We start from the raw sequence: 25929 nt of genomic DNA, 5'->3' as shown, positions 1-25929 counted from the left end.
TCCCCCGTGCGGGGGATGACCGGGCCGTGCGGAACTCCCCGCGCGCGGGACGCCGCCGCAGCCGGCCGTCACTAGCGTCGTCGCCATGACGGAGTGGACGATCGCGGTGAGCGGTCTGAGCAAGAGGTACGGGGGGACGGTGGCGGTCGACGCGCTGTCCTTCACGGTGCGGCCGGGCAGCGTCACCGGCTTCGTCGGCCCGAACGGCGCCGGCAAGTCGACGACGTTGCGGATGCTGCTGGGCCTGGACGCGCCCGACAGCGGCAGCGCCCTGATCGGCGGCCGGCCCTACCGGGCGCTGCACGACCCGCTGCGCGCGGTCGGCGCGCTGCTGGACGCCGAGGCGGTCCATCCCGGCCGCCGGGCGCGCGCCCATCTGCTGTGGCAGGCCCGGTACAACGGCCTGCCCGCCCGGCGGGTGGACGAGGTGCTGGAGCTGGTCGGGCTGGAGCCGGCGGCGCGCAAGCGGGCCGGCGGCTTCTCGCTGGGGATGCGCCAGCGGCTGGGGATCGCCGGGGCCCTGCTCGGCGACCCGCGAGTGCTGATCCTCGACGAACCGGTCAACGGCCTGGACCCGGAGGGCATCCGGTGGATCCGCGGGCTGCTCAGGTCCCTGGCCGCGGAGGGACGGACGGTTCTGGTGTCGAGCCATCTGATGAGCGAACTGCAGGACACCGCCGACCATGTGATCGTCATCGGCCGCGGCCGGCTGCTCGCCGACAGGGCGGTGGCCGAGCTGCTCGCGGCGGCGTCCGGCGACCGCGTGGTGCTGCACACCTCGCACCGGGCCGAGGCGATGACGGTGCTGGCCGCCGCGGGCGGCACCGTGTCGGTGCTGGGCGCCGACGCGCTGACGGTCTCGGGACTGCCCGTGGAGCGGGTGGCGGCCGAACTCAGCGGCGGCGCCGTGCCGTTCTCGGCGCTGGCACCGCACCGCGCCTCGCTGGAGGAGGCGTATCTGGACCTGACCCGGGACGCGGCGGAGTTCCGGGCGCACGGACGCGACACCGAGGAGCCGCGGGTATGAGCACACCGGCCCTGTCCCTGCTGCGCGCCGTCCGCGCCGAGTGGGCCAAGCTCCGCTCGGTGCGCAGCACGGCTGCCGCGCTGCTGGCCACCGTGGCGCTGGTGGTGCTGATCGGGGTGCTCACCGCGGAGGGCGGGCACACCAGTTACGGCGGCCCGGCCCGGCTGGACGCCTTCGCGTTCGTGCACCGGCCGGCCACCGGGGACGTCAGCGTCACCGCCGAGGTCACCGCGCAGGCGGACAGCGCTCCGTGGGCGAAGGCCGGGCTGATGCTCAAGTCCGGGACCGGCGGAGGCTCGCCGTCGGTGTCGCTGATGCTGACCCCGGACCACGGCGTGCGCCTGCAGGCCCGCGGGACCACCGAGCTCACCGGCAGCGGGCGCGCGACGGCGCCGTACTGGCTGCGGCTCACCCGTTCGGGACACCGGGTCACCGGCTGGGAGTCGGCCGACGGCCGTACCTGGCGGGCGGTCGGCACCGTGGCGGACACCGGGCTGCCGGCCACGGCCGAGGCCGGGATGTTCGTCGCCTCGCCACCCGTCGGCACCTCCCACTGGGCGGGGCCGGGCAAGGTGGTGGGCCGCACCCACGCCACCACCGGGCGTGCCGTGTTCGACCATGTCACCGCGGGCGCGTCCGGCGGCGGCGCCTGGCGGCTGACCGATGTGACGCAGCCGCCCGGGCCGCCGGGACCCCAGCCGGAGGCCGCCGTGCCGGGCGGGCTGCGGCAGGACGGCGGGGTGTTCACCGTGACCGGCGGCGGCGACCTCGGCAGTCCGGGCGTCGGCGGCATCGGCCAGGACGGGCAGGACGACACGGTCGCCTCGACGCTCGGCGGTGTGCAGATCGGGCTGTTCGCGGTCGTCGCGCTGGGCGTGCTGGCGATGACGTCGGAGTACCGCACCCGCACCATCCGCACGACGTTCACCGTCAGCCCGCACCGCGGCCGGGTGCTGGCCGCCAAGGCGCTGGTGGTGGCCGGCGGGGTCTTCGCGGCCGGGCTGGCGGCCTGCACGGTCTCCTTCCTCGTGGCCCGGCCGATCCAGCGCCGGAACGGCTACGGGCCGCCGATCTTCCCCCAGCACTCCCTGACCGACCCGCCGGTGCTGCGGGCGGTGATCGGCACCGCCGCGTTCCTCGCGCTGGTGGCCCTGCTGAGCCTGGCCGTCGGGGTGATCGTGCGCCGGACGGCCGCCGCGGTGATCCTGCTCTTCACCGTGCTGGTGGTGATCCCGCTGGTGGCCCAGGTGACCTCGGTGGGGGCGGGGCTGTGGGTCGGCCGGGCGACGCCCATCGCGGGGGCGGCGATCCGGCAGACGCAGCCGCTGTTCGAGGACGCGACCGGTCCGTGGCAGGGCTTCGCGGTCATGGCGGCGTACACCGCGGCGGCGCTGGGCGCGGCGTTCTGGCTGCAGCGGCGGCGTGACGCATGAGGCGGGCGCTGCACGCCGAGTGGACCAAACTCGTCACCGTGCCCGCGCAGCTGTGGACGCTGGTCGCGGTCGCCGCGGTGCTGGCCGGCGGCGGGGCGCTGGTGGCCGCGACGCAGCGGCCGCCGGTCTGCCCGCCGGGGCCGGGCTGCGCGCCGCCCGACACCACCGCGCTGGTGCTGTCGGGGGTGTACGCGGCCCAACTCGCCGCGCTGGCGGTCGCGGTGACGCTGGTGGCCGCCGAGTACCACCCGCGGCTGATCGTGCTGACGCTCGCCGCGCAGCCCGGACGCGGCGTGGTGCTCGCCGCGAAGGCGGTGGTGGCGACGGGCGCGGTCCTGGGCACCGCCCTGGTGGGCGTGGCCGGCGCGCTGACGGCCGGGCGCGCGGTGCTGCTCACCCGGGGCTTCACCGGGCGCGGCGGTCGGGGCCTGGTCACCCCGTCCGACCCGGCGGTGCTGCGGGCGGGCGCGGGCACGGTCCTCTATCTGGTGCTGGTGGCGGTGCTCGCGCTGGGCGCCGGCTGGATCCTGCGTCAGCAGGCCGCGGCCGCCGGGTCGGTCGCGGCGCTGCTGTACGGCCCTTTCCTGGTCACCAGGATCGTGCCGATGCCCGACCGGGTGCTGCACGCGGTGCAGGACGCCTCCCCGATGCCGGCGGGCCTGGCCGTGCAGTCCCTGGTACCGGGCGCGGGCACCGCGCCGCTCGGCCCCTGGGCCGGTCTCGCGGTCCTCGCCGGCTGGGCGGTGGCGGCCCTGGCGGCCGGCTGGCTGCTGCTGCTCCGCCGCGACGGCTGACGGGACGCCGCCGGCGGACACCGCCCGGGGCGGTGGACGGGCCGGTGACCCCCGCGGTCACCGGCCCGGCGCGGCACGCGGCACCGGGAGCGCCATGATGAGCCGGTCCTCGCCGGGGCCGAGGTAGTCCTCGCGGGTCACCACCGGCACGAACCCCAGTGAGCGGTAGAGCTGCACGGCGGCGTCGTTGCCCGGCTCCACGCTCAGCCGGATCTCCCGCAGGTCGCGGTCGGCCATGTCGCGTACGCACTGGGAGAGCAGCCGCCGCCCGTACCCCTTCTGCCGCCAGGGCTCCTCCACGCCCAGACTGAGGATCCAGGCGGTGTCCCAGCCGCGGGCGGTGGCCAGCAGCACGTAGCCGCGCAGGCCGGTCGGGGTGTCGAGGGCGAGCATGTGGTGACCGTGCACGTCGAAGAGCTGCCGCACCACGAAGGCCGGATAGGCGGCCTCGCCGAAGACCGCCCGGTCGACGCGTTCGATGTCGGCGAGATCGGCCTCGGTGACGGGACGTATGACGGCTTCGCCGGGATGCCGGCCGACGGCTTCGTGCTCCGGACGCGGTGCGTTGGACAGGAAGTTCACGCTGCTCCCTGGAATGATGGATACCGGTTCCGCACGGCACGTGATTTTCGTACACCTTCACTGCTGGTGTACTTGCGGTATGGACAGTCTGTCCAGGGCGCATCCGCCCCAACCGGCCCCGACCGGCACCGAACCGGGACAACCGATCACGCTTCTGGCCGGATAGCGCGTTCGCACAGGAGATCGTGGCCGGAATTCGCGTCCGCCGCACGAGGACCGTGCCCGGTTGGCGCTAGTCTTGGCCATATGGATCCCGCTTCTGACCCATCGTCGGCTCAGCTCAACCGCGAAGCTCCCTGGGACGCCTTCGACTCCGACGCTTACAGTGAGCACAACTACCGCGCACTGCGCCCCGATGACCACCAGATCATCGAAATCGTGCGCGATCACTTCGCCGCCCATTTCCACGGCCGCCGGCCGGAGCGGCCGGTGACCGGGGTGGACGTCGGCGCGGGCGCCAACCTCTATCCGGCACTCGCGATGCTGCCCTGGTGCCGGGAGATCACGATGTTCGAGCGGTCGGCGGCCAACGTCGCCTGGCTGCGTTCCCAGGTGGCCGGCTACGCCCCGAACTGGGACGAGTTCTGGGAGGTGCTGCTGCACGGGGACGGCTACGCCGAGGTGCCCGACCCGCGGGCGGCGCTGCGCGCGGCGGCCACCGTGCAGCCGGGAGACCTCTTCCGGCTGCCGTCACGCCGGTGGGGCATGGGGACCATGTTCTTCGTCGCCGAGTCGCTGTCGACCTCGCACGCGGAATTCCGCAAGGCGGTGAATTCTTTTGCGGAGGCGCTGGAGCCGGGATCACCGTTCGCCGCCGCGTTCATGGAGAATTCCGAGGGATATCAGGTCGGCGATCACTGGTTCCCCGCGTGTGCCGTGACCGAGCACGACGTGGAGGCAACCTTGGCACCGTACAGCGAGGACATGGAGATCGTCCGCATCGCTCTTCCGGGGGAGCAGGCGGCGCTTCGCGAGGGATACACGGGGATGATCGTCGCCTGCGGCAGACGCGGCGCGGTGTGACCCTCGGCGTTGGGGTTCCGGGGACGGTTTGAGGCGCGACCAGGGCGAGGGGTTCGGGGATGCAGATTCAACCACGGCAGCAACTGCTGGAGATCTGGCAGGCCATCGGCCGCCATTCCTTCCCCGGCGGGGAATGGGAATGGGGCGACGAGGGCAGGCAGAGCAGCGTCGCCGACTCCGAGCGCCTGCTGTGCCTGCTGTATCCGGCGACGGAGATCCCCGAGTTCCGGCTCGACGACCCGGACACCACCGACGCCGACGTGCTCGCCGCGCTGCGCACCGTCGGCAGCCGCAGTGACATCCCGGTACGGCTGCTGGAAGTCCTCCGCGACTACATGCGGACCCACACCGACGAGAAGAAGACCCCGACGTTCGCCGGCGGGCACTACTTCGGCTCGGCGGTGGAGAAGAAGGAACTGACGGCGGAGCAGCTGGCCGTCGGCGTCGTCGACTCGTACTCGATGTCGGTGACGCTGTGCCTGGCCACGCTGGGCTTCCTGAAGGTCTTCACCGGCAAACCGCGGCGCTCGGAGGTCAAGGACCTCGCCGAGGAGCTGCGGGTCGCCACCTCGTTACGTCTGACCGCGGCCATGGTGAGCCTGCTGCGCTCGTTCACCGTGAGCGTCTTCGACTCCGAGTCATCCCAGGGCGAGGCGCTGGTCGGCCTGGTCGGGCAGGGCCGGCTCCCGGACCGGCTGGTCGTCCAGCAGCTCCAGCGCCGGCTGAAGCCGCTGCGGGCCACCATCCGCGACCGGTTCACCATCGGCGTCGACATCGTCGGCGACCTCGACGACGAGAACCAGCTCTTCGAGTGCGGCTGGTCGTGGAGCGTGGTGGACACCGCTCCCCCGGTCGACACCACCAGCCCGATCGGGCAGCAGCCGCAGGGCGTGGCCCAGCCGGTGCCCTACCTGTACTTCACCGTCTCCGCGCTCGACGGCATCGTCGACCTGTTCTCCGAGCGCACCCTGACCCTGGGCCTGCTCTCGCCGGAGCAGCAGGGGCTGGCCGAGGCGCTGCGGCTGCGCTGGGAGATCACCCAGCGGTACTGGTCCCTGCTGGCCCGGTTCGGCGAGGGCCGCTGGCCGCTGGAGGACATCCCCTGGCGCACCACCGGCCAGCGGCTGGAGTCGGAGTACTTCACCCTCCTGGTCACCGCGATCCTGGCGCAGGACCACCAGCGCCGCCGCGGTTCCGAGGACGACCTCAACCGGATGGCCAGCATCCTGGAACGGCTGGCGGAACGCGGCCGGATCACCGGCCGGATGACGGGCAGGGACGGCGCGGTGGCGCTGCACAGCCCGGGCGTCCAGCTCCCGCTGCACGGATCCGACCGCATCGGCCCGCCGATGCGGTGGACGATGCGCGACTTCTCCGCGCAGCTCCTCAAGCGCACCATCCAGCTCGGCACGCTGTCGCGCACCATCCCCACCCGGGACCGGATGCTGCGGCTGGGCGAGCAGTCGCTGGAGCACCTGTGGTTGCGGCGGCTGCGGTCCGGCCGGGGGTCCAAGCTGTGGGACGACGTCAGCGGTGTCTTCCCCGAGGCGCCGCTGCCGCCGGAGTCCGTGGTGTCGTGGAGCGCCACCGAGCGTCTGGTCGAGTGCATGGTGGCGGCCCGGACGCTCTACCAGGAGCCCCCGCTGCGCAGCGCCGAGCTGACCCAGCACGCCAACTCTCTGATCAGCGAGGCGAGTCACCTGTTCGGCAAGGAGCTGCTGGTGCCCTCGTCGTCCGCCGACGGCACCCGGGCCATAGCGCTGAAGTCGATCGAGGTGGCGCTGCGCAGGGCGCGCGAGGTGGTGGACGAACGGCCCAGCACCGCGTGTGCACTGGCCCTGCAGGTGCTCGTCGAGCTGGACGCCATGATCATGGGCCGCCGCGCCGCGTCCCGGGGGGTGTGAGACGGTGCTGGTCTTCGCGGCCTCCGACAAGGGCGGCACCGGACGTTCGGTGACCAGCTCCAATGTCGCCTACCGCCGTGCGCTGGCAGGCGACGACGTCTGCTATCTCGACTTCGACTTCGGCTCGCCGACCGCCGCGGCGGTCTTCGACGTCCCCGGCGCGAGCCGGGGTGTGGCGAGCGCCGGTCTCCACTCCCACCTGCAGGGCCGGCACACCGAACCGCACCGCATCGACGTGTGGGCGGAGTCCGAACACGACGAACTGCGGTACCGGCCCACCGGCTCGGGGCGGCTGGTGCTGCTGCCCGGCGACCGGGACGGCGGCGAGTTCGCCATCGGCAAGGACACCGTCCGGCGCTGCGTGAACCTCTTCCTCCAGTTGGAGTCGGAGTTCGACGTCGTGGTCGTGGACCTCAGCGCGGGCCGTTCGTACGCGGTGGACATGGTGCTGGAGGCCACCGCGCAGCCCGAACTGCAGGGCGTGCTCAGCCGCTGGCTGGTGTTCCACCGCTGGACGCACCAGCACGTCATCGCCGCCCACGGACTGGTCTTCGGGGAGCGCGGGATCGTGGCGGGCGGTGTCGAGCGCGGCCACGACAAGGGCGCGCTGCGCGACTCGATCCGCTTCGTGCGGGCCGCGGTGCCCGACCCGGAGTCCCCGCTGTGGTCGCACGTCCCGCTCGCCCAGTCGGAGTGGATGCGCAAGTGCGACCGGGACCTGACCGAGCTGGCCGCCGAACTCGAGCTGGGCTACGCCCGGTTGCTCGGCAAGATCCCGCTGGAACCGGTCCTGCAGTGGCGTGAGCAGCTGATCACCGACGAGGACGTGCTGGCGAGCAAGGTGGCAGGCATGGCCACCCGCCAGGCGCTGGAGGAGCTGGCCGCGGCTCTGGTGGACGACGAGGCGTGGGAGCGGCAGTGACCGAGCAGATCTTCCGCGAGACCACCGCGGAGCCGCGCACGCAGTCCCTGCCTCTTGCCCATGTCTCGCTGGAACTGGGCCACTTGTACATGGAGGACTTCGAGGAGGGCCCCGACCGGCTGCGCGAGCACTTCGCCCGGGTCAAGCCGTGGGCGGACGCGGCACGGCAGGCGGCGGTGGTGATGTCCGGCAACGGCCGGGCCCGAGTGAGCACCTGCTTCCTCGTCGACGACTACTTCACGCAGTTCTCGTCGCCCAGGGAACTGGTGCCGCTGCTGCTCGGCGAGGCGAAGGCGGCCGGCCTGGAGATCGACTACCTGGCCCGGGAGTCCGCGTGCGCGCAGGCCGACGGGGTGGCGCTCGCCGCGTCGGTGGAGAGCCGGCTGGTGGAGAGCCCGCCCGAGGGCAGCGACGGATCGCGGCCGGGCGTGCGCGAGGTGGGGTGGCTGTCCAACGGGCAGCGCACCCCGTCGTCGTCCACCGCCGAGGCGATGGGACGGGTGGTCCCGTGGACGCCGCCGTCGGAGGCGGGCGCCCGGCGGCACTCGATCTTCGTCGACGTGGAGCTGTGGAACGAGGATCCCCGCAGGACCTGGTCCTGCCCGTTCCTGGCGGCCGTGTGGCAGCTCGCCCGGCTCGGGCTGCTGCGGCACCGCGGCAGCCCGGTCCTGGAACCGCGGGCACTGCGCCCCGACCAGACCCTGCCGGAGACCTGGAGCGCGTTACCCCCGCTGCTGCGGCTCAACGACGCGGCGGCGCCGTTCGCCGCCTACCGCACGACCTCGGTGCTCCCCTCGCGCTTCCTGCCGATCGAGCATGCGGTGCGGGTGATCCTCAGCCAGGTGGAGGCCGACGCGGCGGCCCTGCGGCAGGTCGCGGAGCGGGCCGCGGCGGAGGGCACGCAGGTGCCGGAGGAGATCGCCGACCGTGCCGCCTACGTCTTCTACCCGGGGCCCTGACCGATGGCGCCCCCGGACCGCGATCGCCGGCCGATCCTGTGCGGCGAGGTGCGGACCAGTGTGCTGCGCACCTCGGAGGCGCTGACCGCCCGCACCGCGGCCCAGTTGCTGAACCTGCGGCCCGACGAGCACGTGCTGCTGTCGGAGCGGCCCAACCTGCGGGTGGCCTCACCGCAGTTGCTCACCGGCGTGGACTGCCGGCTGCCCTCCCTCAACGGGAGCCGCCCGCGGGCGGTGGGCACCGTCGCGGCCCGCGCGGTGCTCACCGAGGGGCGCGTGCTGCAGGCCTCGGCGTTCGCCCGGCTGGTTCCGGGCGGGGGCGACCACCGCAAGCCGTGGGGCCACTACCTGCTGCGGCCCGGCGTGGTGGAGCCGCTGGGCCGCCACCAGGACGGGGAGTTCACCGAGGGGTTCCTGGCCGCCGCGCCGCTGCCCGGCGGGGTGCTCAACCCGGGCGCGGTGGCCGAGCGGCTGCTGGACGAGGTGCTGCGGCACCGGCTGCTCGACCAGCGCGCCCCGTTCAAGTCCGGCCGTACCCGGCTGCGCTGGGTCGCGCTGCCGGCCGCCGGCGACGGGGTGACGTCCATCGAGCGATTCACCGTCGCCGCGGACGGCCTGCGCACCGTGGCCCTGCGGGTCGCGCCCGCTGACCCGTCGGCCGTCGCCGCGCTCTGCGAGGACCTCGCGCTGCACGACTGGCTGCTGACGACGCTCGTCGCGCTCGTCGAACGCAGCCGCCTCGGCTCGGGCGACCGGGAGGCGGTGCTGACCGCGCTGCGCCCGGTCGTCGATCACCTGCTGCACCTCTGGATGCCGGGGGCACGCGTCCCGGACGTCCTGTCGGGTGTGTGGGAGACCCTGGAACGCCGGCCCGGGTTCTCCCGGCAGTGGCAGGCCCTGGTCCAGCGCATCCGCGACCAGGTCGCCCTGCAGACCGTCTCGCTGCCGCGGCCCGTCCTGGCCGACTCCTGAGACGCCGCCAACGGACCACCAACAGGGGGGAAGATGGACCAAGCGCAAGGCATACCCACCGTCGTGTGGAAGATCATCGTCACCAGTGCCATCGGTGCGCTCGCCTACTTCATCACCAACGTCACCAACCAGCCGGAGATCTGGCGGCTGACGGTGTCGGTGTTCATCGGCGGGGCGACGCTGATCGTGCAGTACCTCATCGACTTCGAACGCCGGCTGGAGACGGTGGAGAGCGCCTTCCAGCAGCACGCCACCGACATGCGCGCGGTGGTGGTGAACGGCTTCGAGCAGATCAACGAGGCGACCCGGTTCTTCGGCCAGGTCGAGCGGTCCCCGGTGCCGACCCGCGCGGTCACCGAACTGGTCCACCACGTCACGCAGTTGGAGAGCGACAACCAGGACATCATCCACGCCTTCGCGGAGGCGGAGATCTCCCGGCTCGCGGTGCTGCTCAAGGACCTCAAGGCCGACCAGGTGGAGTACGAGGGCGAGGACCACGACTGGATCGTGACGCTCACGCACTGCGCCACCGCCTCCATCGACGCGACCAGCACGTCGGTGGACAGCGGGCTGTGGACCTCCGAACTGGGCCGGCGCTATCTCGCCGCGCAGCGCGCCGCGATCGACCGCGGGGTGCACGTGCGACGGCTGTTCATCGTCGACCGCCCCGAGCAGATCGACGACGAGATCAAGGAACTGCGGCGCAGCCACGAGGTCCTGGGCGTGGAGGCGCGGGTGGTGGCCATCTCCGCGGTGCCGCTGCCGGTGCGGCTCGACCCCACCAACGACTTCATCATCTACGACCACGCGGTGAGTTACGAGGTGAGCCCGGACGTGGTCTCCTCGGAACAGCAGCTCATCGCCAGCACCCGGCTGGTCCTGCGCGGCGAGCGCGTGGCCCGCCGCACCCGCAGGTTCAACGACCTGTGGGCGGTCGGCAGCTGACCGCCCGCGCGCCCCGGCCCGTGGCCGGCGCTCAGGCCCCGGGGGGGACGGCGCTGACGCGGGCCCGGGCGCGGGACGCCTCGATCTCGGCGTAGGCGGCGTCCCGCCCGTCCCAGTGCGAGCCCTCGACGGACTTGCCGGGCTCGAGGTCCTTGTACACCTCGAAGAAGTGCGTGATCTCCAGCAGGTCGAAGCTGGGCACGTCCCCGACGTCCTGGAACGGCGCGTAGCGCGGGTCGTGCGCGGGGACGCACAGCACCTTGTCGTCGGGCCCCTTCTCGTCGGTCATGACGAACATCCCGATCGCCCGGCAGGTGATCGCGCAGCCAGGGAAGGTCCGCTCCCCCACCAGCACCAGGGCGTCCAGCGGGTCGCCGTCGCGTCCCAGCGTGCCGTCGACGAAGCCGTAGTCGGAGGGATAGCGCGTCGAGGTGAAGAGCATCCGGTCCAGCCGGATCCGGTGCATCGCGTGGTCCATCTCGTACTTGTTCCGGGAGCCCTGCGGGATCTCCACGATGACCTCGAACTCCACCTGTGCCTCCTCGCCGCCGGCCTCGTCGCCCGCATGTCCAGTGTGCGCCCGCTCGCGGCGGGACGCGCGCAGACCGGCCGGACGCGACGGCCCGGACAGGCCGCGGTTGCGGGCGCCGGCCGGCAGGAGTTGCCGTGTGCCCCCCTTCGGAGAGGGAATGGAAAGAGCGAAGGGAGTGCGGCGATGCGTACCACCGTGAGGTTCTGGCGCTGGCGCCGCAACGCGCTGAAGCGCTGCAGTGACTGTGTGGAAGCGTGGATCGTGCTCGTCGCCGGTGTTCTGCTGTGGCTCGGCGCCCCGCTCGCGGGGGTGGCGGCCGGATGGACACTGAGCGCGCACGCGCCACGGCCGGGAGCGGACTGGCACCGGGTGACCGCGGTCGCCGTGCAGAGCGCCTCCCCGGTGCCCGCGACCGGATGGTCGGCGGTGGGCACCGACACCGGCCATGTCCAGACGCTCGTGCGGTTCACCCCGCCCGGCGGCACGCCGCACACCGCCGAGGCCCCGGTCCCGGTGGGCACCCTGGCCGGCGCGCACGTGCCGGTGTGGGTCGACGGGCACGGCGCGCTGCACGACAACCCCAGCGACCCGGCGCAGATCCAGGCCCGGGCCGTGGTCTTCGGTCTGATGGCCTCCACGGTGCTGGTGCTGGTGGTGCTGGGCACGCGGGGCACGGTGCTGCTGGTGATCAACCGCCGGCGCGCCACCGCGCTGGAACGGGAGTGGGCGAAGGTCGGCCCGCGGTGGGGTCACCACCCGGCCTGACGACGTGGCGGACGGCGGCGCGTGCGGCGCCGCCGTCCGCGGTGCGGGGGTTGAGGGTGCGTCAGCCCGCGGAAAGGGTCACAGGCCGGCCGGCGGGCCGGCCCGCGGGGGTCACGAGCAGGTCAGCTGGGCGTCGGCCCAGTCGGCGTGGTCGCTGTTGTTGCCGTCGCCGCCGTCGGTGACGATCAGCTGGACGTTCTTCGCCCCGGTGACGTCGGCCTGCAGCGGCTTGCCGCCCATCGGGTTGGTGACCACCCCGCTGTCGGCGACCTGCTTGCCGTCGGCGGAGACGATGAACTCGACAGAGCCCGCGCCGTTCTTCTCGTCGTCCACGCCCACGGTGGCGGTCACGCTGGAGCACTTCCCGTCGAGGAAGTAGGTGACGGTGCTGGGCGCGTGGACGCCGAGGCCCTTGGCGTAGACGGTCCCGCCGAGGCTGATCGGGTGGCCGTCGCCGGCCGCGGTCTCGCCGTTGGACTCGTCGCGCTCGACCGGTCCCCAGCCGTTGGTGGCGGACGTCCAGTCGAGGTCGCTGAGGTAGTGCGTGCCGGACGGCGGCGGGATCAGCACCGAGACGTCGCCGCTGAGCGGGACGGTCACCCGGCGCCCGTCGACCGGGTTGCGGTAGATGACGGAGCCCGTCAGCCCGTACACGCCGGCCCGGGTGCCGGCGGGCACGCCGACGGTCCACGGCGTGCTGAACGTGTGGCCCTTGGGCAGCGCGTCGGTGGTGGTGGCGCCGGCCGCGGTCACCGTCCACCCGCTGGGAGCGTTCAGCCGGACCGAGACGTCGGTGGCCGGGACGGTGCCGAGGTCGGTGGCGTCCGCCGAGACCGTGCCCGTGGTGCCGGGCTCGATGTGGTCGGGCGCGTGCGTCACTCCGGTGTCCAGCAGCGGCGGGTTGCTCAGCGACCCGCCCGGGTCGGACGCGCTGACCCGCAGCAGCACGGTGGCGTGCGCGGGCACGGTGGCGGACAGGGCGCCCGCGCTCTCGTAGTCGGCGTGCTGCCACAGGTCGCGGACGGCGTAGGTGCCGCGCTTCGGCAGCCCGGCGGCGGTGGCGGTGGTGCTGATGTGCTGCGCCTGGTCGCCGGCGTTGAAGAACGCCACCGCGCGGTCGCCGTCGGCGAGCTGCTTGGTGAGCACGTACCGGTCGCCGTCGGAGGAGAGCACCGTGGCCTGCTTGCCCAGCGGGTCCTGGTCGAGGGCGATGACGTCCCGGTTGCCGAGGATGGCCAGCGTCTCCGGGGTGGCCTTGCGCAGGTCGGTGCCGATCAGCAGCGGCGAGTCCATCATCGACCACAGGCTGAAGTGGGAGCGGTACTCGGCGTCGGTCATGCCGCCGTTGCCGACCTCCAGCATGTCCGGGTCGTTCCAGTGGCCGGGGCCGGCCGCCGCGGCGAGCGGCAGGTTGGCCTTGGTGATGGACAGCATGCTGGACCAGTTGTCGCTGATGTCGCCGGTGGTGCGCCAGGAGTTGCCGATGTCGCCGGCCCACTCCCAGGGGTTGTTCACGCCCCACTCGCACAGCGAGTAGAGGATCGGCCGGCCGGTGGCGAGCAGCGCGTCCCGCATAGCGGTGTACCGGTTGACGTAGTCCTGCCGGGTGCCGTCGCTCTTGTTGTTGCAGTTGTCGTACTTGAGGTAGTCCACGCCCCAGTCGGCGAAGGTCTGCGCGTCGGTCTTCTCGTGGCCCAGGCTGCCGGGGTAGCCGGCGCACGTCGCGGTGCCGGCGTCCTCGTAGATGCCGAGCTTCAGTCCCTTGGAGTGCACGTAGTCGGCGGTGCCCTTGATGCCGTCGGGGAACTTCGCCGGGTCCGGCACCAGCCGGCCCTGCGCGTCCCGGGTGTGCGTCATCCAGCAGTCGTCGATGTTGACGTACGTGTAGCCGGCCGCCTTCAGCCCGGAGGTGACGAAGTAGTCGGCGGTCTGCTCGATCAACTGCTCGCTGACGTTGCAGCCGAAGGCGTTCCAGTCGTTGAAGCCCATCGGGGGTACGGCGGCGAGGCCGTTGTCGAGCGCCGCCGCGGGCGAGGCCGTGGCGACGACCGCGGTGGTCACGGCCGCCGCGCCCAGGGCGCCGGTCCACAACGCTCCGGCGGCCGCGCAGGCCAGCAGTCTGTGGGCGAGTCTTGGCATGGAGGTTCCTCTGCTCCCGGTCGGAGGTCGGGCCCCTTCGGGCCCGCGGACGTCCACAGCCACGCCGAAGAATGTGGGGAACAGCGCGATTGCACACGTTTTAAATCAACGGAACACAACAGAGTCGCTCATATCTGTTCAGGACGACACGCTAGGAGCCCCGGCTCGGCGTTGACAAGGCCCGTGCACACAGAATCCATCAACTCCCCCTGCCCTACCGGCCGGTCACCGCCGACGCCCGGGGTACGCTGTGCCGCCCCGCCCGACTGCGAAAGGAACCGGCGTGCCCCGCGTGCAACGATTCGCCTCGATCATCCGGTTGCGTCCGGAGAAGGAAGCCGAGTACCGCGAACTGCACGCCGCCGCCTGGCCCGGCGTGCTGGACATGCTCGCCACGGCGAACATCGGGAACTACTCGATCTACCTGCGCGACGGGCTGCTGTTCAGCTACCTCGAGTACCGCGGCGAGGACTACGCCGCCGACACCGCGGCGATCGCCGCCGACCCGGTCACCCGGGAGTGGTGGGCGCGCACCGACCCCTGCCAGCAGCCGGTCGAGAGCGCCGCCGAGGGCGAGTGGTGGGCCCCGATGGAAGAGGTCTTCCACCTGGACTGACGGGGGCGTCCGGGCGGTGAACGGCGCCGGTCCTCGCCAGAAGACGTGACGCACAGTCAACTCTCGTGTCACAGTGGTGTGTTATGACGCAGGAGGACGCAGGCGACCGCCAGATACACATCCGTCTCGAAGGCGGCGGCGCTCGCGATCTCGGGGCGCTGCACCGCTGGCTGAGCCGCGAGGACTGGTTCGCCCAGGCCCAACGGGAGCACGGACTGCGGGTCGCCTACCGCGAGGAGAACGGCACCGAGCGGCCGGCCGGTCCGGACGGCCCGCCGATGGGCGGCCTGATCACCGAACTGGTGCTGGTGGTGGCGAGTTCGGCCATGACGCCGGTGTTCGAGGACCTCTACACCCGGGCCAAGGCGGCGGTGCGGGCCTGGGCGGACAACAGCGGGGCGCGCAGGCCGCGGGTCGCCGCCACGAACACCGATCCCGCCGCCGGCGCGGCCGGCCGCACGGCCGACGACGACGCGGCTGATCCCTCGGACGACGGCACGGACGACGGCGAGGCCGGAAGGATCCGGTAGCGGTCGTGCCAGATCCCGACTTCGACCCCAGGGGCAGGGCCAACCGGGCCCTGCTCGTGGCGGTCGACCACTACCGTCACGCCGAGGACCTGCGCGGCGTCCGGCACAACCTCAGCGAGCTGCTGGACACCCTGCTCAACGGCGGGCTGTTCGGCATCCCCGAGATCGACCCGGTCACCCCCGTCAAGAGCAGCGAGTTCTGGACCCGGCTGGACAGGGCCGCGGACGAGGCCCGCGGGCTGCTGCTGGTGTACTTCGCCGGGCACGGCCGGCTCTCGCACGACGGCTCGGAGCTGTTCCTCACCTTCGGCGACTCGCTGCGCCTGCCGGGCGACGAGCCGCACTACAGCGAGTCGGTCTCCTGGAACGACGTGCTGCAGAAGCTCCGCGCCACCGCGCACCGCGGGCGGGTCGGCCGCATCGTGGTGATCCTCGACTGCTGCTACGCCGGCAACGCGCTGCAGAGTTTCCGTCCCGGCGCCGTGGAGACCGGCCGGGACCGGATCTCGGTGCTGACCGCGGTGCAGATCAACCGCCGCATCCGCGCGGGCGACGGGACGGTGACCACGCCCTACACGGGTCATCTGGTGGAATTGCTGCGCAACGGCGTCGGCGCCGAGGACGGCCTGGTCCGGCTGGCGCCGCTGGCCGCCGCCCTGCAGAAGGCGCTGCGCGACCGGACCACCGAGGACGGCGACCCCTGGGAGCCGCGCCACCACCTGGCCGAGGGCGGCGTCGACGTCATCGTGGGCGTCACCGGCCTTCGCCGCCCGCACGCCGAGCCCCCCGTCGCGACCCGGGTGGCCAGGGCGCTCAAGGCGGCGGCAGCAGCGACCGCGGCCGCCCTGAGAGGCGCGGGCCGCCGGCTGCGCGACGCCTTCCGCGATGCCCCCCGGCTGCCCGCCACGGTGCTGACCGCCCTCGCCACGGCGCTGGCCGTGCTGCTGGCGGCCGGCGGCTACGGCGTCTACCGCTGGGTGGACGGCGGCCGGGCGTGCGCCCCGCCGGTACAGCTCCGGCTGCTGACCGATCCGGACGCCGAGCCCACGGTCAGCCGGGCCGTCGACGCCTTCGCCGGCTCGTCCGCCAACCACGACGGGAACGGCTGCCGCCGCGCGGGCATCAGCGTCGACGCCCCCAAGGCCGAGGACGCGGTCACCGGTTTCCAGCGCGCCGCCGAGTGGCAGAGCCCGCGGTCGACCGGCTCGTTCCAGCCGCAGCGGGACATCGGCGCGCAGCCGGACGTCTGGATACCCGGCTCCGGCGTCAGCGTGAAGCGGGCGCTGACGGCAGGCCCCGAGAACGGCGCCGCCACCCTGGATCCGCTGGGCCCGCTGGCCTACACACCGCTGGTCCTGGCCGTGCCCCGGAATCTGAGCGTCCAGGCGGCCGACCTGACCGGGGCGCCGCTGGAGAACCTGGTCACCAAGGTGCTGGCGGACAACAAGCCCTCGGCGGTGCTGCGCGCCGACCCGGAGTACACCGACGCGGCGCAACTCGCCACGGTCGGGGTGTACAGCACCAACGAGGGCGCGGCCCCTGCCGATACGGACACGGTCAGATCCTTCGAACAGCAGGCGGCGCAGCTCAGTCCGGCGCCCCGCAGTTCGTACGAGCTGATGTGCGAGCTGGCGTCCAGCCCGTCGAGCCTGGAGGACAACGCCGCGGTGATCGTGCCGGAACAGGTGATGGCGCAGTTCAACGACGCCACCGGACCGCACGACGAGACCGGCTGCGACACCGGCACCCTCAGCAGGCGCCTGCCCGAGTACCCCGCCGACGTGGGCATGCTCGACCTGCCGTTCGTCCATGTCACCTGGCGCGACGGCGACCGGGACGCCGCGGCCCGGGACGCCGCCGTCCACGCCCTGTACTCCTGGCTCACCGGGAAGGACGGCCAGCGGGTGTTCACCGACGCCGGATACCGCGGCCGGTCCGATCACGACGGGGACGCCTCGCCGCCGCCCACCGGCTCCTGGCTCACCGGCGACGGGCACGCGGTCGGCAACCTGCAGTCCTCCGGGTACGACGTCTCCGGCGACTCGGTCGACACGGCGCTGAAGGAGTTCCGCGACGCCCGCGGCGCCGGGCAGGTGCTCTACCTGCTGGACTCCTCGACCTCGATGGGCGACGACGGCAACAAGGTCTGGTCGGGGCCAGGGCGGGCCAAGGACCTCATCACGCAGTCCCTCGACGCCTTCGGGCCGGGCGACGAGTACGGGGTGTGGGCGGTCTCGGGCAGGAAACCGCCCGCCACGCCGCTGGTCCCGTTCACGTCCCACACCTCCGCCGGCGAGCCCGCCAAGCTGCTGGCCGCCGCGACGACCGGCGGCGAGGCCCACCCGGGTGACGCGCTGATCGCCGCCCTGGCCGAGCTGAAGAACCACGCCGGGAACGGGCAGCCGCAGCTCGTCGTGGTGCTCACCGACGACGAGGACGACACCTGGGTGACCGGCCGTCAGCTGGCCGAGCTGACCAAGGCCGCCCGCGACCAGCACGTCCCGGTGGACTGGGTGTCGCTCACCAGCGGCGGCTGCACGGCCGGGAACGGGCACCGGGGCCCGCAGATCGCGGCGGCCACCGGCGGCCGGTGTCTGGACCCGTCGGGCAACCAGGCGGCCGGGCTGCACGACGAGGTGGACCGGGTGGGAACGGGGGACACACCGTGAGGGCACGCGGCCGGCTCAGGGTGCTCGGCGCGGGTGCCGTCCTCGGCCTGCTGGCCGCCTGCTCCGGCGGCGGCTCCGGCGCGGCGCCGCGGCCGACGAGCAGCGGGGACGGCGAGATCATCGTGGCCAGCGGCCTCGACGTGACCGGCAGCGACGGCGTCCGGCAGCAGCTGATACACGCCTGGAACCTGACGGCGGAGGGACGCAAGCACCCCGCGCGGCTGCTGGAACTGCCCGGCGGCGCCGACGAGCAGCGCAGCCAGCTGCTGGGCGCCCTGCAGTCCGGCAGTTCGCAGTACGACGTGGTGAACCTGGACGGCACCTGGATCCCGGAGTTCGCCGAGGCGGGCCTGATCACCCCGCTCGACCCCCAGGTGAAGGCCGACCCGGACGTCATCCCCTCGGTCGCGGCCACCGCGCGGTGGAAGGGGCACACCTACGCACTGCCCTTCAACAGCGACGTCGGCCTGCTCTACTACCGCCCCGACTACCTGAAGGCGGCGGGCTTCGACCCCGACAGCTATCCGGCGGCCGGCATGAAGTGGAGCGGGTTGCAGACCATGATCAGGCAGCTGGACACCGTGCACGCCGAGGGCGCGCTGCCCGGCTACCAGCGCGGCTGGACCAGCCAGCTGGCCGCCTACGAAGGGCTGACGGTCAACACGATCGAGGCGTTCGCGAGCGCGGGTGTGCACCTCACCGACCCCGACGGCCACTACACGGCGGACCCGGCACAGCTGAAGACCGGGCTGGACGAGCTCCGCGACCGGGCGGGCAGCGAGTACACGTTGCGTGGCGCCCTGTCGTCCTACGAGGCGCAGTCGCTGAGCGACTTCACGGCCGGGCGCACCGCCTTCCTGCGGCACTGGCCGTACGCCTACCGGCTGCTGCCGCAGTCGCTGGGCGCGGGCCAGTGGGCGGTGGCGCCGCTGCCGGGGGACGCGGTGCTGGGCGGCCAGGACCTGGCGGTGTCCGCGGCCTCGCCCCGCGCCGCCTACGCGCTGGAACTGGCGAAATTCCTCACCGACCCGAAGAGCGAGAGCTGTCTGCTCCAGGCGGGCTTCGCCGCGACCCGCGACTCCGCCTACCGGACCCCGCCCCCGGCCTGCCCCTACGTGAGCCCTCCGGCGGGCTCCTCGCCCAGTGCCTCGCCCTCGGCGTCCTCCGGCGAGACCAGCACGATGCCCAGGGACGGGCAGAACCGTCCCCTGTACGCGTCCGGCACGCTGCGGACCGCGCTGACCTCCGCCGTCCAGCGGCCCCGGACGCCGTACTACGGCGCGTTCACGCAGGCGCTGCAGTCGGTGGTGCACGGCTGGCTGGCCGACCCCGATCCGCCGGACACCGACCAGGTGGCGCGCCGGCTGGACACCGCATTGCGCAGGGCACTGGCCGGCAGGTGACCGGCCGCTCAGCCGATCGGGTGACTTCCGGGGTGCCATCCGCCCCCTGTATCGCACAGGCGTTCGAACCTGTGCCAGAATCCCCCTCATGCCCCACCACTCCTTCCCCGACGATCTCGTCCAGGCGCAGCGCGACTGGTACGCCACGTATCGCGAACTGGCCGCGATCGGCGGCAGCGGCACGCACACCACGGTGCTGCGCCGGCGGCTCGTCCGGCTGTCGGTGCGGATCACCGCGCACCCGTTCTGGGCGACGCTCCCCGGGTCGGCGCCCGCCGCCCGGATGGAGCTCAAGGAGATGACGTGGGCCGACACGCCGGTCCCCGAGCCCCGCTCGGGCGGGGAGCCCAGGCCGGGGCCCGTGGGGTGACGGCGGACCGGTGAGCGCGCCCGCGGCGTGACGGGGGCGCGGCACGACGGGGATCCCGCGGGCAGGACCGTGCGCCCGGCCCGTCATGCGACGGGCCGGGCACCGCGTCAGGCGGCGGACGCCGGCGGCGCGCTCACGGCGGATACGGGCGGCGCGCTCACTCGGCGCCGGAGCGGGCGCGGGCGGCGAGCCTGCGGGCGCGCTCGGCGTTGTAGTGGGCTCCGAGCAGCAGCGCCAGATTGGTGAACCACAGCCACACCAGGAAGGCGACCGCGCCCGCCAGCGGCCCGTAGAGCCAGGCGTAGGTGTGCGCGCGGGCGGTGTAGACCACGAATCCGGCCGAGGTCAGCAGCCAGAGCCCGACCGCCACACCGCCGCCCGGCGCGTTCGCCCGCACACCGCGCACCTCGCGCGGTCCCGAGTGGAAGAGGATCTGCACGGTGACCGCGGCCACCGCCACCAGCACCGGCCAGCGCAGGGCGCGCCACGCCGAGACCACCGGGCCGCTCAGGTGCAGCACCGCGCCGGTCCTGCGGGCCAGCTCGCCGCTGACGACCACGCAGATGGTGCTGCAGACCAGCAGGACCAGCAGCATGACCGCCGTGAGCAGCACCCGCGGCGCGGCACGCCACGCGGGCCGGTGGTTCTCGACGCCGTGGATGTGGTGCAGCGCCCGCCGGAAGACCGCGGCGTAGCTGCACGCCGCCCAGGCGGCCCCCGCACCGCTGAAGGCGGCCAGCGAGGTGGTGGCCGATGCGTTCTCGGCCATGTGCCGCAGCGTGCCGGCGACCAGGGGGCGCGACTGACCGGGCATCAGCACCTCGAGCCCGCCCGGGACTCCGCTTCCGTCCGGACTGCCCGTCAGACCCACGAGGGAGAGCGTCAGCAGCACCGCCGGGCAGAGTGCCAGCACCGCGTAGTAGGTGAGCGCCGCGGCGCGTTCCGTCGCGTCCTTGTCCCAGGCCGCGGCCAAGGCCCGGGCCAGCGTGCGGAGTACGCCGAACACGGCGATCACCGGGTGCCGCCGCTGCCGTGCGGCGCCTCCCGCGCCCTCGGTCCTGCTGTCCTCTCCCCCGGCCCTGGCCCGTCCGCCGGCGGCCCTCCCGGTTCCGTTTCCGGTGCCCTTTCGCGTTCCGTTTCGGGTGCCGCTTCCGCTTCGGGTGCCGCTTCCGGCGTCCGTGGCCACACCGCGAGCGTCCTCGGTGGACGGCCCGGCCGCGCGCGGCTCAGCCGGCCGCCCGGCGCCCCGCACCCCGGCCGGCCACCGGGCCTTTCTCGTTCTGCCGGACCGTCCGGCGGAGGGCACGCCCTCACCAGTCGCCACCGCCACCCCTCCAGCCCGTACCGCGCGACACCCGGCCAACGCGGGACTTCTGCCCGCGCGGCGCGGCTTCATGGCCGCGTGCGGCCTCCGCTTCACAGATGGCCGGTTCGGTGCGCTCCCGGACCGCCCCCGCACCATTTCCGCGCGTTCCGGGGGCAGACGGACCCCGAGGAGGTATGTCATGGACGCACAGAACACGGTGACCCGGACCCCCTGGTGGGCCCGCATCGCCGTCGGCCTGGCCGGGCTGCTGGTGCTCTTGCTGCTGCTCGGCAGATTCCATCTGCTGCCGGGCCTTCCGGACCCGTTCGCCGAACGGACCGAGGACCGCAGCGGGCCGGTCCTGCTGAAGTCCATCCAGGACATGAACCGTTTCGAGGGGGCGAGCGGCAACTTCGAGGTCGTCGTCGACCTGCAGAAGGACGCCAAGTACCTGCCGGACATCGTGCACGGGGAGCGGACCCTGTACGTGGGCGCGGGCAGCGTCAACGCGTACGTGGACCTCGGCTCGGTGGGCTCCGACGCGGTGAAGGTCTCCGACGACCGCAAGACGGCCACCATCCGGCTGCCGCACGCCGCGCTGGAGCGGCCGTCGCTGGACCCCGAGCACTCCTACATCGTGTCCCAGCAACGCGGCTTCTTCGACCGCGTCGGCGACTTCTTCGGCAGCGACACCGGCAACGCCCAGCAGCTCAGCATCCTGGCCTCCCAGAAGATCCAGGACGCCGCGCGCAAGACCGAGCTGACCACCCGCGCGGAGGCCAACACCCGCACCATGCTGGAACACATGCTCACCTCGCTCGGATTCAGCCAGGTGAACGTCACCTTCGGACCGGCCACACAGCCGTCTCCGTCTCCCACCCACTCGGCGTCCGCCTCCCCCTCGACGTCCGCGACCTCGTGACGGCCGCAACCCCCTGACGACCGTGCCTTCGTGACGGCCGCCCGGGCGAGCGCCCGTGGAGTCGCCCATGCGGCTCTCCGGCGTCGCCCGGGCGACCACGTTCACGCCTCCGGCGCATGCCCGTGCGCCCCATGGCCCTCACCCGCACCGCAGACCTCCCCCGGGCTGCAGGCTTCTGAGAGCGCTCTCGCCCCGGCTTGACAGCCGACCGGCGGACCCCGCAGGGTACCTCTCCAAGAGAGCGCTCTCAGGCCGCGCTCCCCGCCCAACTCCCGTGCGTCCTCCGGCCACTGGCCATCCGTGTGTGAAGGTGGGTCGTCCCCCATGTCGTCTTTCGGTGCCACGGCTGTGGTCACGCCCGCGCGGGTGACCGGTGCCGCGCCGCCCGCGGGCCCGCACACCGTCCGCCGTCCGCCGCTCGTCCGGCCCGCGCCGCCCGAGCCCGACTTCGGGCCGCACGTCCGGGTGTTCGGCCCCGGCGACCCGGCCGCCGAGATCCAGGCGGCGTTCGACGCCGCGGGACCGGGGCCGGCCGCCTCCGCGTCCGGCGCTCCCGCCTCCGCCGGCCATCCCCGCGCCTTCCTGTTCAAGCCGGGCACCTACCGCCTGGACGCCGAACTCGGGCCGCACACCTCGGCGGTGGGCCTGGGCCCGGCGCCGGAGGCCGTGACCGTCCACGGGACCCTGCGCGCGGCGGACCCGACGGCCGCGGACGCCGCCGGGTCCGTGGCCGCCGGGCTGCGGCGCAGCACCGAGAACCTCAACCTCGTTCCGGCGGAGAGCGGTTCGGCGGGCGGCAGTCCGGCGGGCAGCTCGGAGAAGCCGTTCCTGTACGTCGACGGCACCGGCGCCTACCGGGTGTTCCTGCCGGCGCTGCGGCACGGTGGGGCCGGGACGGCCGGGGGACGGGCCGCGTACGGCTGGTCGGTGCCGATCGACCGCTTCTTCGTCGCCCGGCCCGGCGACTCGGTGCGCGCCCTCAACAGGGCGCTGGCGCAGGGCCGTCACCTGCTGCTGACGCCCGGCCTGTACCGGCTGACCGACACCGTCCGGGTCAAGTGGGCGGGCACGGTGGTGCTCGGGCTCGGGTCCGTCACCCTGGCCCCGGTCGGCGCGACGGTGCCGATGACGGTCGCCGACGCGCGCGGAGTGCGGATCGCGGGCCTGATGTTCGACGCGGGGCCGGCCACGCCGCCGGTGCTCCTCGAGGTCGGCCGGAGCGGCGGCGGGCGCTGCGACCCTCGGGAACCGGCGTCGGTGCAGGACGTGTTCTTCCGTCTCGGCGGCGCGGAGGACGGCCGCGCCCTGGTGGCCCACAGCGACCATGTGCTGCTGGAGGGCGTCTGGGCGTGGCGCGCGGGCCGGGCGGTGAGCGTCGGCGCCGCCGGATGCGTCGCCAGTGGTGCCGGCGGGGACGTGTCGGGGGTCCCGGAACACCCCGGGGTGAGGTTCCACGACCTGCCGGCCCTGCCGTGCGGCGAGGCAGGCGTGCGGGACCACGCGGTCGACGGCGGCGGTGCGGCTCAGGGCACCGGCGCGGTACCCCGCTGATCGCATGTCATGGGGTGAGGGGGGCCGTCGTCCCGGTACGGCGGTCCCCCTCACGAACGCGGGACCGCGAGGAACGCCCGCGGGCGGGACCCGGGCCACCGTCGTGCGCTGAGTCCGGCAGCCGCGGCCATCGTGCGCTCCTCCGGAACGGGGTGGACGTCGGCCCTTGGCCTGTCCTTCGCCGCGATCGTGGACGCCGCCGCGCCGCTGCTGCCGGAGGACGGTCAGCCGCCGGTCCGGACGCCGACTGGTCGACGTGTTCCCCGAGGACGCGGCGCGCGTGCGCGGCCACGCAAGATGCCTGCGCGGGCACGCCGTCCGCTGACGCCGCCCCGTCCCGCCCCGCACCGCCCGCCGCACGGCCGCTGACCCACCCTGCCCCGGCGCGACCCCGCCTACATGTGCACCCGCGGCAGGATCCGGTCGAGGCGGCGGGGGAACCACCAGTTGGCACGGCCCATCAGGAACATGGTGGAGGGGACGAGGATCAGCCGGACGACGGTGGCGTCCAGGATGACGCTGACGGCCAGGCCCACCGCGAGCATCTTGATGACGACCGTCGGCGAGGCGACGAAGGACAGGAACACCGCGGTCATGATGAGCGCCGCGCTGGAGATCACCCGTCCGGTCGCGGACAGCCCGGCGCCCACCGAGCGGGTGTTGTCGCCGGTGTCGTACCAGGCCTCGGCGATGCGGGAGATGAGGAAGATCTCGTAGTCCATGGACAGGCCGAAGACGATGGCGAACATCATCATCGGCACGTAGGACTCGATCGGCACGGACGAGGGCAGTCCGAGCACACCGGTCGCCCAGCCCCACTGGAACGCGGCGACCAGCACCCCGTACGAGGCGCCGGTCGTGAGCAGGTTGAGCAGCACTGCCTTGACCGGGATGACCAGGCTGCGGAAGACCGTCATCAGCAGCAGGAACGCGGCGACCAGCACGATGCCGATGATGATCGGCAGCCGGTCCTTGACGGTGTTGCGGAAGTCGTACTGGCTGGCGGTGGTGCCGGTGACGTAGCTGGTGGCGCCGGTGCCCTGCAGCGCGTCGGGCAGCGTACTGCCGGTGAGACGGTTGATCACCCCGCCGGTGCTGGCGGACTGCGGCACGCCGACGGGCGTGACGGTGGAGACCAGCAGCTTGCCGTCGGGGGTGGGCTGGACGGGGGTGAAGCGGGCGATGTCCCCGGTGTCCTGCAGCGCCTCGGTCACGTCGGTGCTGACCTGGCTGACGGGGACGGTGGCGTGCTGGACGTCGACGACGACCGTCAGCGGGTCGTTGGCGCCCGGCCCGAAGCCGGGGCCGGGGGCGTCGGAGATCCAGTCGAACGCCGTGCGGCTGGTGGTGCCGGACTTGTTGACGCCGCTGTCGACATGGCCGAGGCGCATCGAGAACAGCGGGACGGCGAGCACCACGAGCAGGGTTGTGCCGGCGGTGAGAAAGACCGCCGGATGCCGGGAGACGAAGATCGCGTAGCGGTGCCAGGCGTCGCTGTCGCCCGCGGTCTCGGCCACCGGCCTGCGCACATGCGCCTTGTCGATGTGCCGGCCGACCAGGCACAGCGCGGCGGGCACGAGGGTGAGCGAGGCGGTGGCGGCGATGACGACCGCGATGGTCGCGGCGAGACCGAGCTTGCCGATGAAGGTGAGCCCGCACGCGTAGAGCGAGAGCATGGCCACGGAGACGGTCGTGGCGGCGACGAGCACCGCGTGCCCGGTCACCGCGGTGGTCCTGGCGATGGCCCGTTCCACGCTGTGACCGTCCATCAGGTCCTGACGGAAGCGGGTGGTGAGGAAGAGGGCGTAGTCGATGCCGACGCCGAGCCCGATCATGGTGGACAGCGTCGGCGCGGCGGTGGCGAAGGTGATGACGCCGGCCACGATGCCGACGACCCCGATGCCCACGCCCACCGCGATGAGCGCGCACACGAGCGGCAGGACGGCGGCGAGGAGACTGCCGAAGACCAGCAGCAGGATGATCAGGGCCACGCCGACGCCGACGAGTTCGCTGGCCAGGTCGTTGGCGGGCGTGGTGGTGATCTGGTCGAAGCCGCCGCCGTAGGCCACTCCGAGGCCGTCGGCGCGGGCGGGCGCGGTCGCGGTGTCGAGCTGGTCGGTGTAGTCGTTGCCGAGCGCCTTCAGTTGCTCGTCGAAGGTGACGGTGGTGTACGCGGTCCGCCCGTCGCTGCTGGTCACCAGGGGCGAGGCGCCGGTGGCGTGCGGCATCTTCGCCAGGTTGCCGAGCGTGGTGCCGATCGCGGACTGGTGGTCGGCGACGGCGCCGGAGCCGGTGTGGAAGACCACCAGGCCGCTCGGCGCGGCGGCCGCGGGGTCGGAGGCGCTGAGCAGGTCGCTGCCCTTGGCGGACTGGCTGCCGGACAGGGTGATCTGGTCGTTGAAGGTCGGTCCCACGATGGCCCGGCCGGCGAGCGCGGCCACCAGCAGCACGATCCAGCAGGCGATGACCCCCACCGCGTGCCGCCCGCAGAAGGCCCCGAGCCGCGCCAGGCGTCCCGTGGGGGCGTCGGGTGCGGGGTCGGGAAGGTAGGACGGCACGTCGCCT

General features: G+C 73.3%; 22 protein-coding genes. 17 read left to right on the top strand and 5 right to left on the bottom strand.

The annotated features are described in order from the left end of the window. Positions 1-85: 85 nt before the first annotated feature. Genes K7862_RS15510 through K7862_RS15500 form a run of 3 tightly spaced genes read left to right on the top strand, consistent with a single transcriptional unit; the run spans position 86 to position 3254 of the window. Positions 86-1027 (top strand): ABC transporter ATP-binding protein, encoded by a 942-nt coding sequence (locus tag K7862_RS15510; protein ID WP_222963172.1) that lies wholly within the window; start codon positions 86-88, stop codon positions 1025-1027. Next, a complete protein-coding gene (locus tag K7862_RS15505) occupies positions 1024-2460 on the top strand; it encodes a DUF1349 domain-containing protein (protein WP_262413195.1) in 1437 nt (478 codons plus the stop codon). The genes K7862_RS15510 and K7862_RS15505 overlap by 4 nt, the downstream gene beginning before the upstream one ends. Further along, positions 2457-3254, top strand: coding sequence for a hypothetical protein (locus tag K7862_RS15500; protein ID WP_222963171.1), 798 nt, complete (start codon positions 2457-2459; stop codon positions 3252-3254). Before K7862_RS15505 ends, K7862_RS15500 begins: the two co-directional genes overlap by 4 nt. Positions 3255-3311: 57 nt before the next feature. On the opposite strand, the gene K7862_RS15495 is transcribed toward K7862_RS15500, so the two are convergent. Then, positions 3312-3836: a GNAT family N-acetyltransferase gene (locus K7862_RS15495; protein WP_222963170.1), complete on the bottom strand. Its 525-nt coding sequence runs from the start codon at positions 3834-3836 to the stop codon at positions 3312-3314. Between the two features lie 246 nt (positions 3837-4082). On the opposite strand from K7862_RS15495, the gene K7862_RS15490 reads away from it, so the two are divergent. Genes K7862_RS15490 through K7862_RS15465 form a run of 6 tightly spaced genes read left to right on the top strand, consistent with a single transcriptional unit; the run spans position 4083 to position 10561 of the window. Then, positions 4083-4859, top strand: a complete 777-nt coding sequence (locus tag K7862_RS15490; RefSeq protein WP_222963169.1) for an SCO2525 family SAM-dependent methyltransferase — start codon at positions 4083-4085, stop codon at positions 4857-4859. A 59-nt stretch (positions 4860-4918) separates the two neighbouring features. Further along, positions 4919-6763 (top strand): SCO2524 family protein, encoded by a 1845-nt coding sequence (locus K7862_RS15485; protein WP_222963168.1) that lies wholly within the window; start codon positions 4919-4921, stop codon positions 6761-6763. A 4-nt stretch (positions 6764-6767) separates the two neighbouring features. After that, positions 6768-7685 carry an SCO2523 family variant P-loop protein gene (locus tag K7862_RS15480; RefSeq protein WP_222963167.1) on the top strand — a complete coding sequence of 306 codons (918 nt, stop codon included), beginning with the start codon at positions 6768-6770 and terminating at the stop codon, positions 7683-7685. Further along, positions 7682-8644, top strand: a complete 963-nt coding sequence (locus K7862_RS15475) for an SCO2522 family protein (protein ID WP_222963166.1) — start codon at positions 7682-7684, stop codon at positions 8642-8644. Before K7862_RS15480 ends, K7862_RS15475 begins: the two co-directional genes overlap by 4 nt. A gap of 3 nt (positions 8645-8647) precedes the next feature. Then, positions 8648-9616, top strand: a complete 969-nt coding sequence (locus K7862_RS15470; RefSeq protein WP_222963165.1) for an SCO2521 family protein — start codon at positions 8648-8650, stop codon at positions 9614-9616. A gap of 33 nt (positions 9617-9649) precedes the next feature. Beyond that, positions 9650-10561, top strand: coding sequence for a hypothetical protein (locus K7862_RS15465; RefSeq protein WP_222963164.1), 912 nt, complete (start codon positions 9650-9652; stop codon positions 10559-10561). A 31-nt stretch (positions 10562-10592) separates the two neighbouring features. On the opposite strand, the gene K7862_RS15460 is transcribed toward K7862_RS15465, so the two are convergent. After that, entirely contained in the window at positions 10593-11093 is a 501-nt protein-coding gene (locus K7862_RS15460) for an inorganic diphosphatase (protein ID WP_222963163.1), read from the bottom strand. 183 nt (positions 11094-11276) lie between these two features. Here K7862_RS15460 and K7862_RS15455 point away from each other — a divergent pair, with 183 nt between their 5' ends. Continuing rightward, entirely contained in the window at positions 11277-11858 is a 582-nt protein-coding gene (locus K7862_RS15455) for an Rv1733c family protein (RefSeq protein WP_222963162.1), read from the top strand. Between the two features lie 111 nt (positions 11859-11969). On the opposite strand, the gene K7862_RS15450 is transcribed toward K7862_RS15455, so the two are convergent. Continuing rightward, a complete protein-coding gene (locus K7862_RS15450; protein ID WP_222963161.1) occupies positions 11970-13997 on the bottom strand; it encodes an NPCBM/NEW2 domain-containing protein in 2028 nt (675 codons plus the stop codon). A 292-nt stretch (positions 13998-14289) separates the two neighbouring features. On the opposite strand from K7862_RS15450, the gene K7862_RS15445 reads away from it, so the two are divergent. From K7862_RS15445 to K7862_RS15425, 5 genes are all read left to right on the top strand, one after another. Then, a complete protein-coding gene (locus K7862_RS15445) occupies positions 14290-14613 on the top strand; it encodes an L-rhamnose mutarotase (RefSeq protein ID WP_222963231.1) in 324 nt (107 codons plus the stop codon). A gap of 83 nt (positions 14614-14696) precedes the next feature. Next, positions 14697-15143 (top strand): hypothetical protein, encoded by a 447-nt coding sequence (locus tag K7862_RS15440; protein WP_222963160.1) that lies wholly within the window; start codon positions 14697-14699, stop codon positions 15141-15143. Between the two features lie 5 nt (positions 15144-15148). Then, positions 15149-17812, top strand: coding sequence for a vWA domain-containing protein (locus tag K7862_RS15435; RefSeq protein WP_222963159.1), 2664 nt, complete (start codon positions 15149-15151; stop codon positions 17810-17812). After that, positions 17809-19215 (top strand): extracellular solute-binding protein, encoded by a 1407-nt coding sequence (locus K7862_RS15430; protein WP_308012004.1) that lies wholly within the window; start codon positions 17809-17811, stop codon positions 19213-19215. The genes K7862_RS15435 and K7862_RS15430 overlap by 4 nt, the downstream gene beginning before the upstream one ends. An 88-nt stretch (positions 19216-19303) precedes the next feature. After that, entirely contained in the window at positions 19304-19585 is a 282-nt protein-coding gene (locus tag K7862_RS15425; protein WP_222963158.1) for a DUF8825 domain-containing protein, read from the top strand. 157 nt (positions 19586-19742) lie between these two features. On the opposite strand, the gene K7862_RS15420 is transcribed toward K7862_RS15425, so the two are convergent. After that, the gene (locus K7862_RS15420; RefSeq protein ID WP_222963157.1) at positions 19743-20591 is read right to left on the bottom strand and encodes a YihY/virulence factor BrkB family protein; all 849 of its coding nucleotides are present in this window, start codon (positions 20589-20591) and stop codon (positions 19743-19745) included. A gap of 499 nt (positions 20592-21090) precedes the next feature. Here K7862_RS15420 and K7862_RS15415 point away from each other — a divergent pair, with 499 nt between their 5' ends. Beyond that, on the top strand, positions 21091-21813 hold the full coding sequence (locus K7862_RS15415; protein ID WP_222963156.1) for a DUF4230 domain-containing protein: 723 nt from the start codon (positions 21091-21093) through the stop codon (positions 21811-21813). A 324-nt stretch (positions 21814-22137) separates the two neighbouring features. Next, on the top strand, positions 22138-23364 hold the full coding sequence (locus tag K7862_RS15410) for a pectate lyase-like domain-containing protein (RefSeq protein WP_222963155.1): 1227 nt from the start codon (positions 22138-22140) through the stop codon (positions 23362-23364). A gap of 395 nt (positions 23365-23759) precedes the next feature. Here K7862_RS15410 and K7862_RS15405 read toward each other — a convergent pair whose 3' ends face one another. Further along, positions 23760-25922: an MMPL family transporter gene (locus K7862_RS15405; RefSeq protein ID WP_222963154.1), complete on the bottom strand. Its 2163-nt coding sequence runs from the start codon at positions 25920-25922 to the stop codon at positions 23760-23762. Between the last annotated feature and the right edge of the window lie 7 nt (positions 25923-25929).

This window comes from Actinacidiphila acidipaludis (genome assembly GCF_019890725.1).
In the GTDB taxonomy this organism is placed as follows: Bacteria; Actinomycetota; Actinomycetes; order Streptomycetales; family Streptomycetaceae; genus Actinacidiphila; species Actinacidiphila acidipaludis.
Note: the sequence above shows the minus strand (reverse complement) of the source record. Positions and strands in the feature narration are given on the sequence as shown.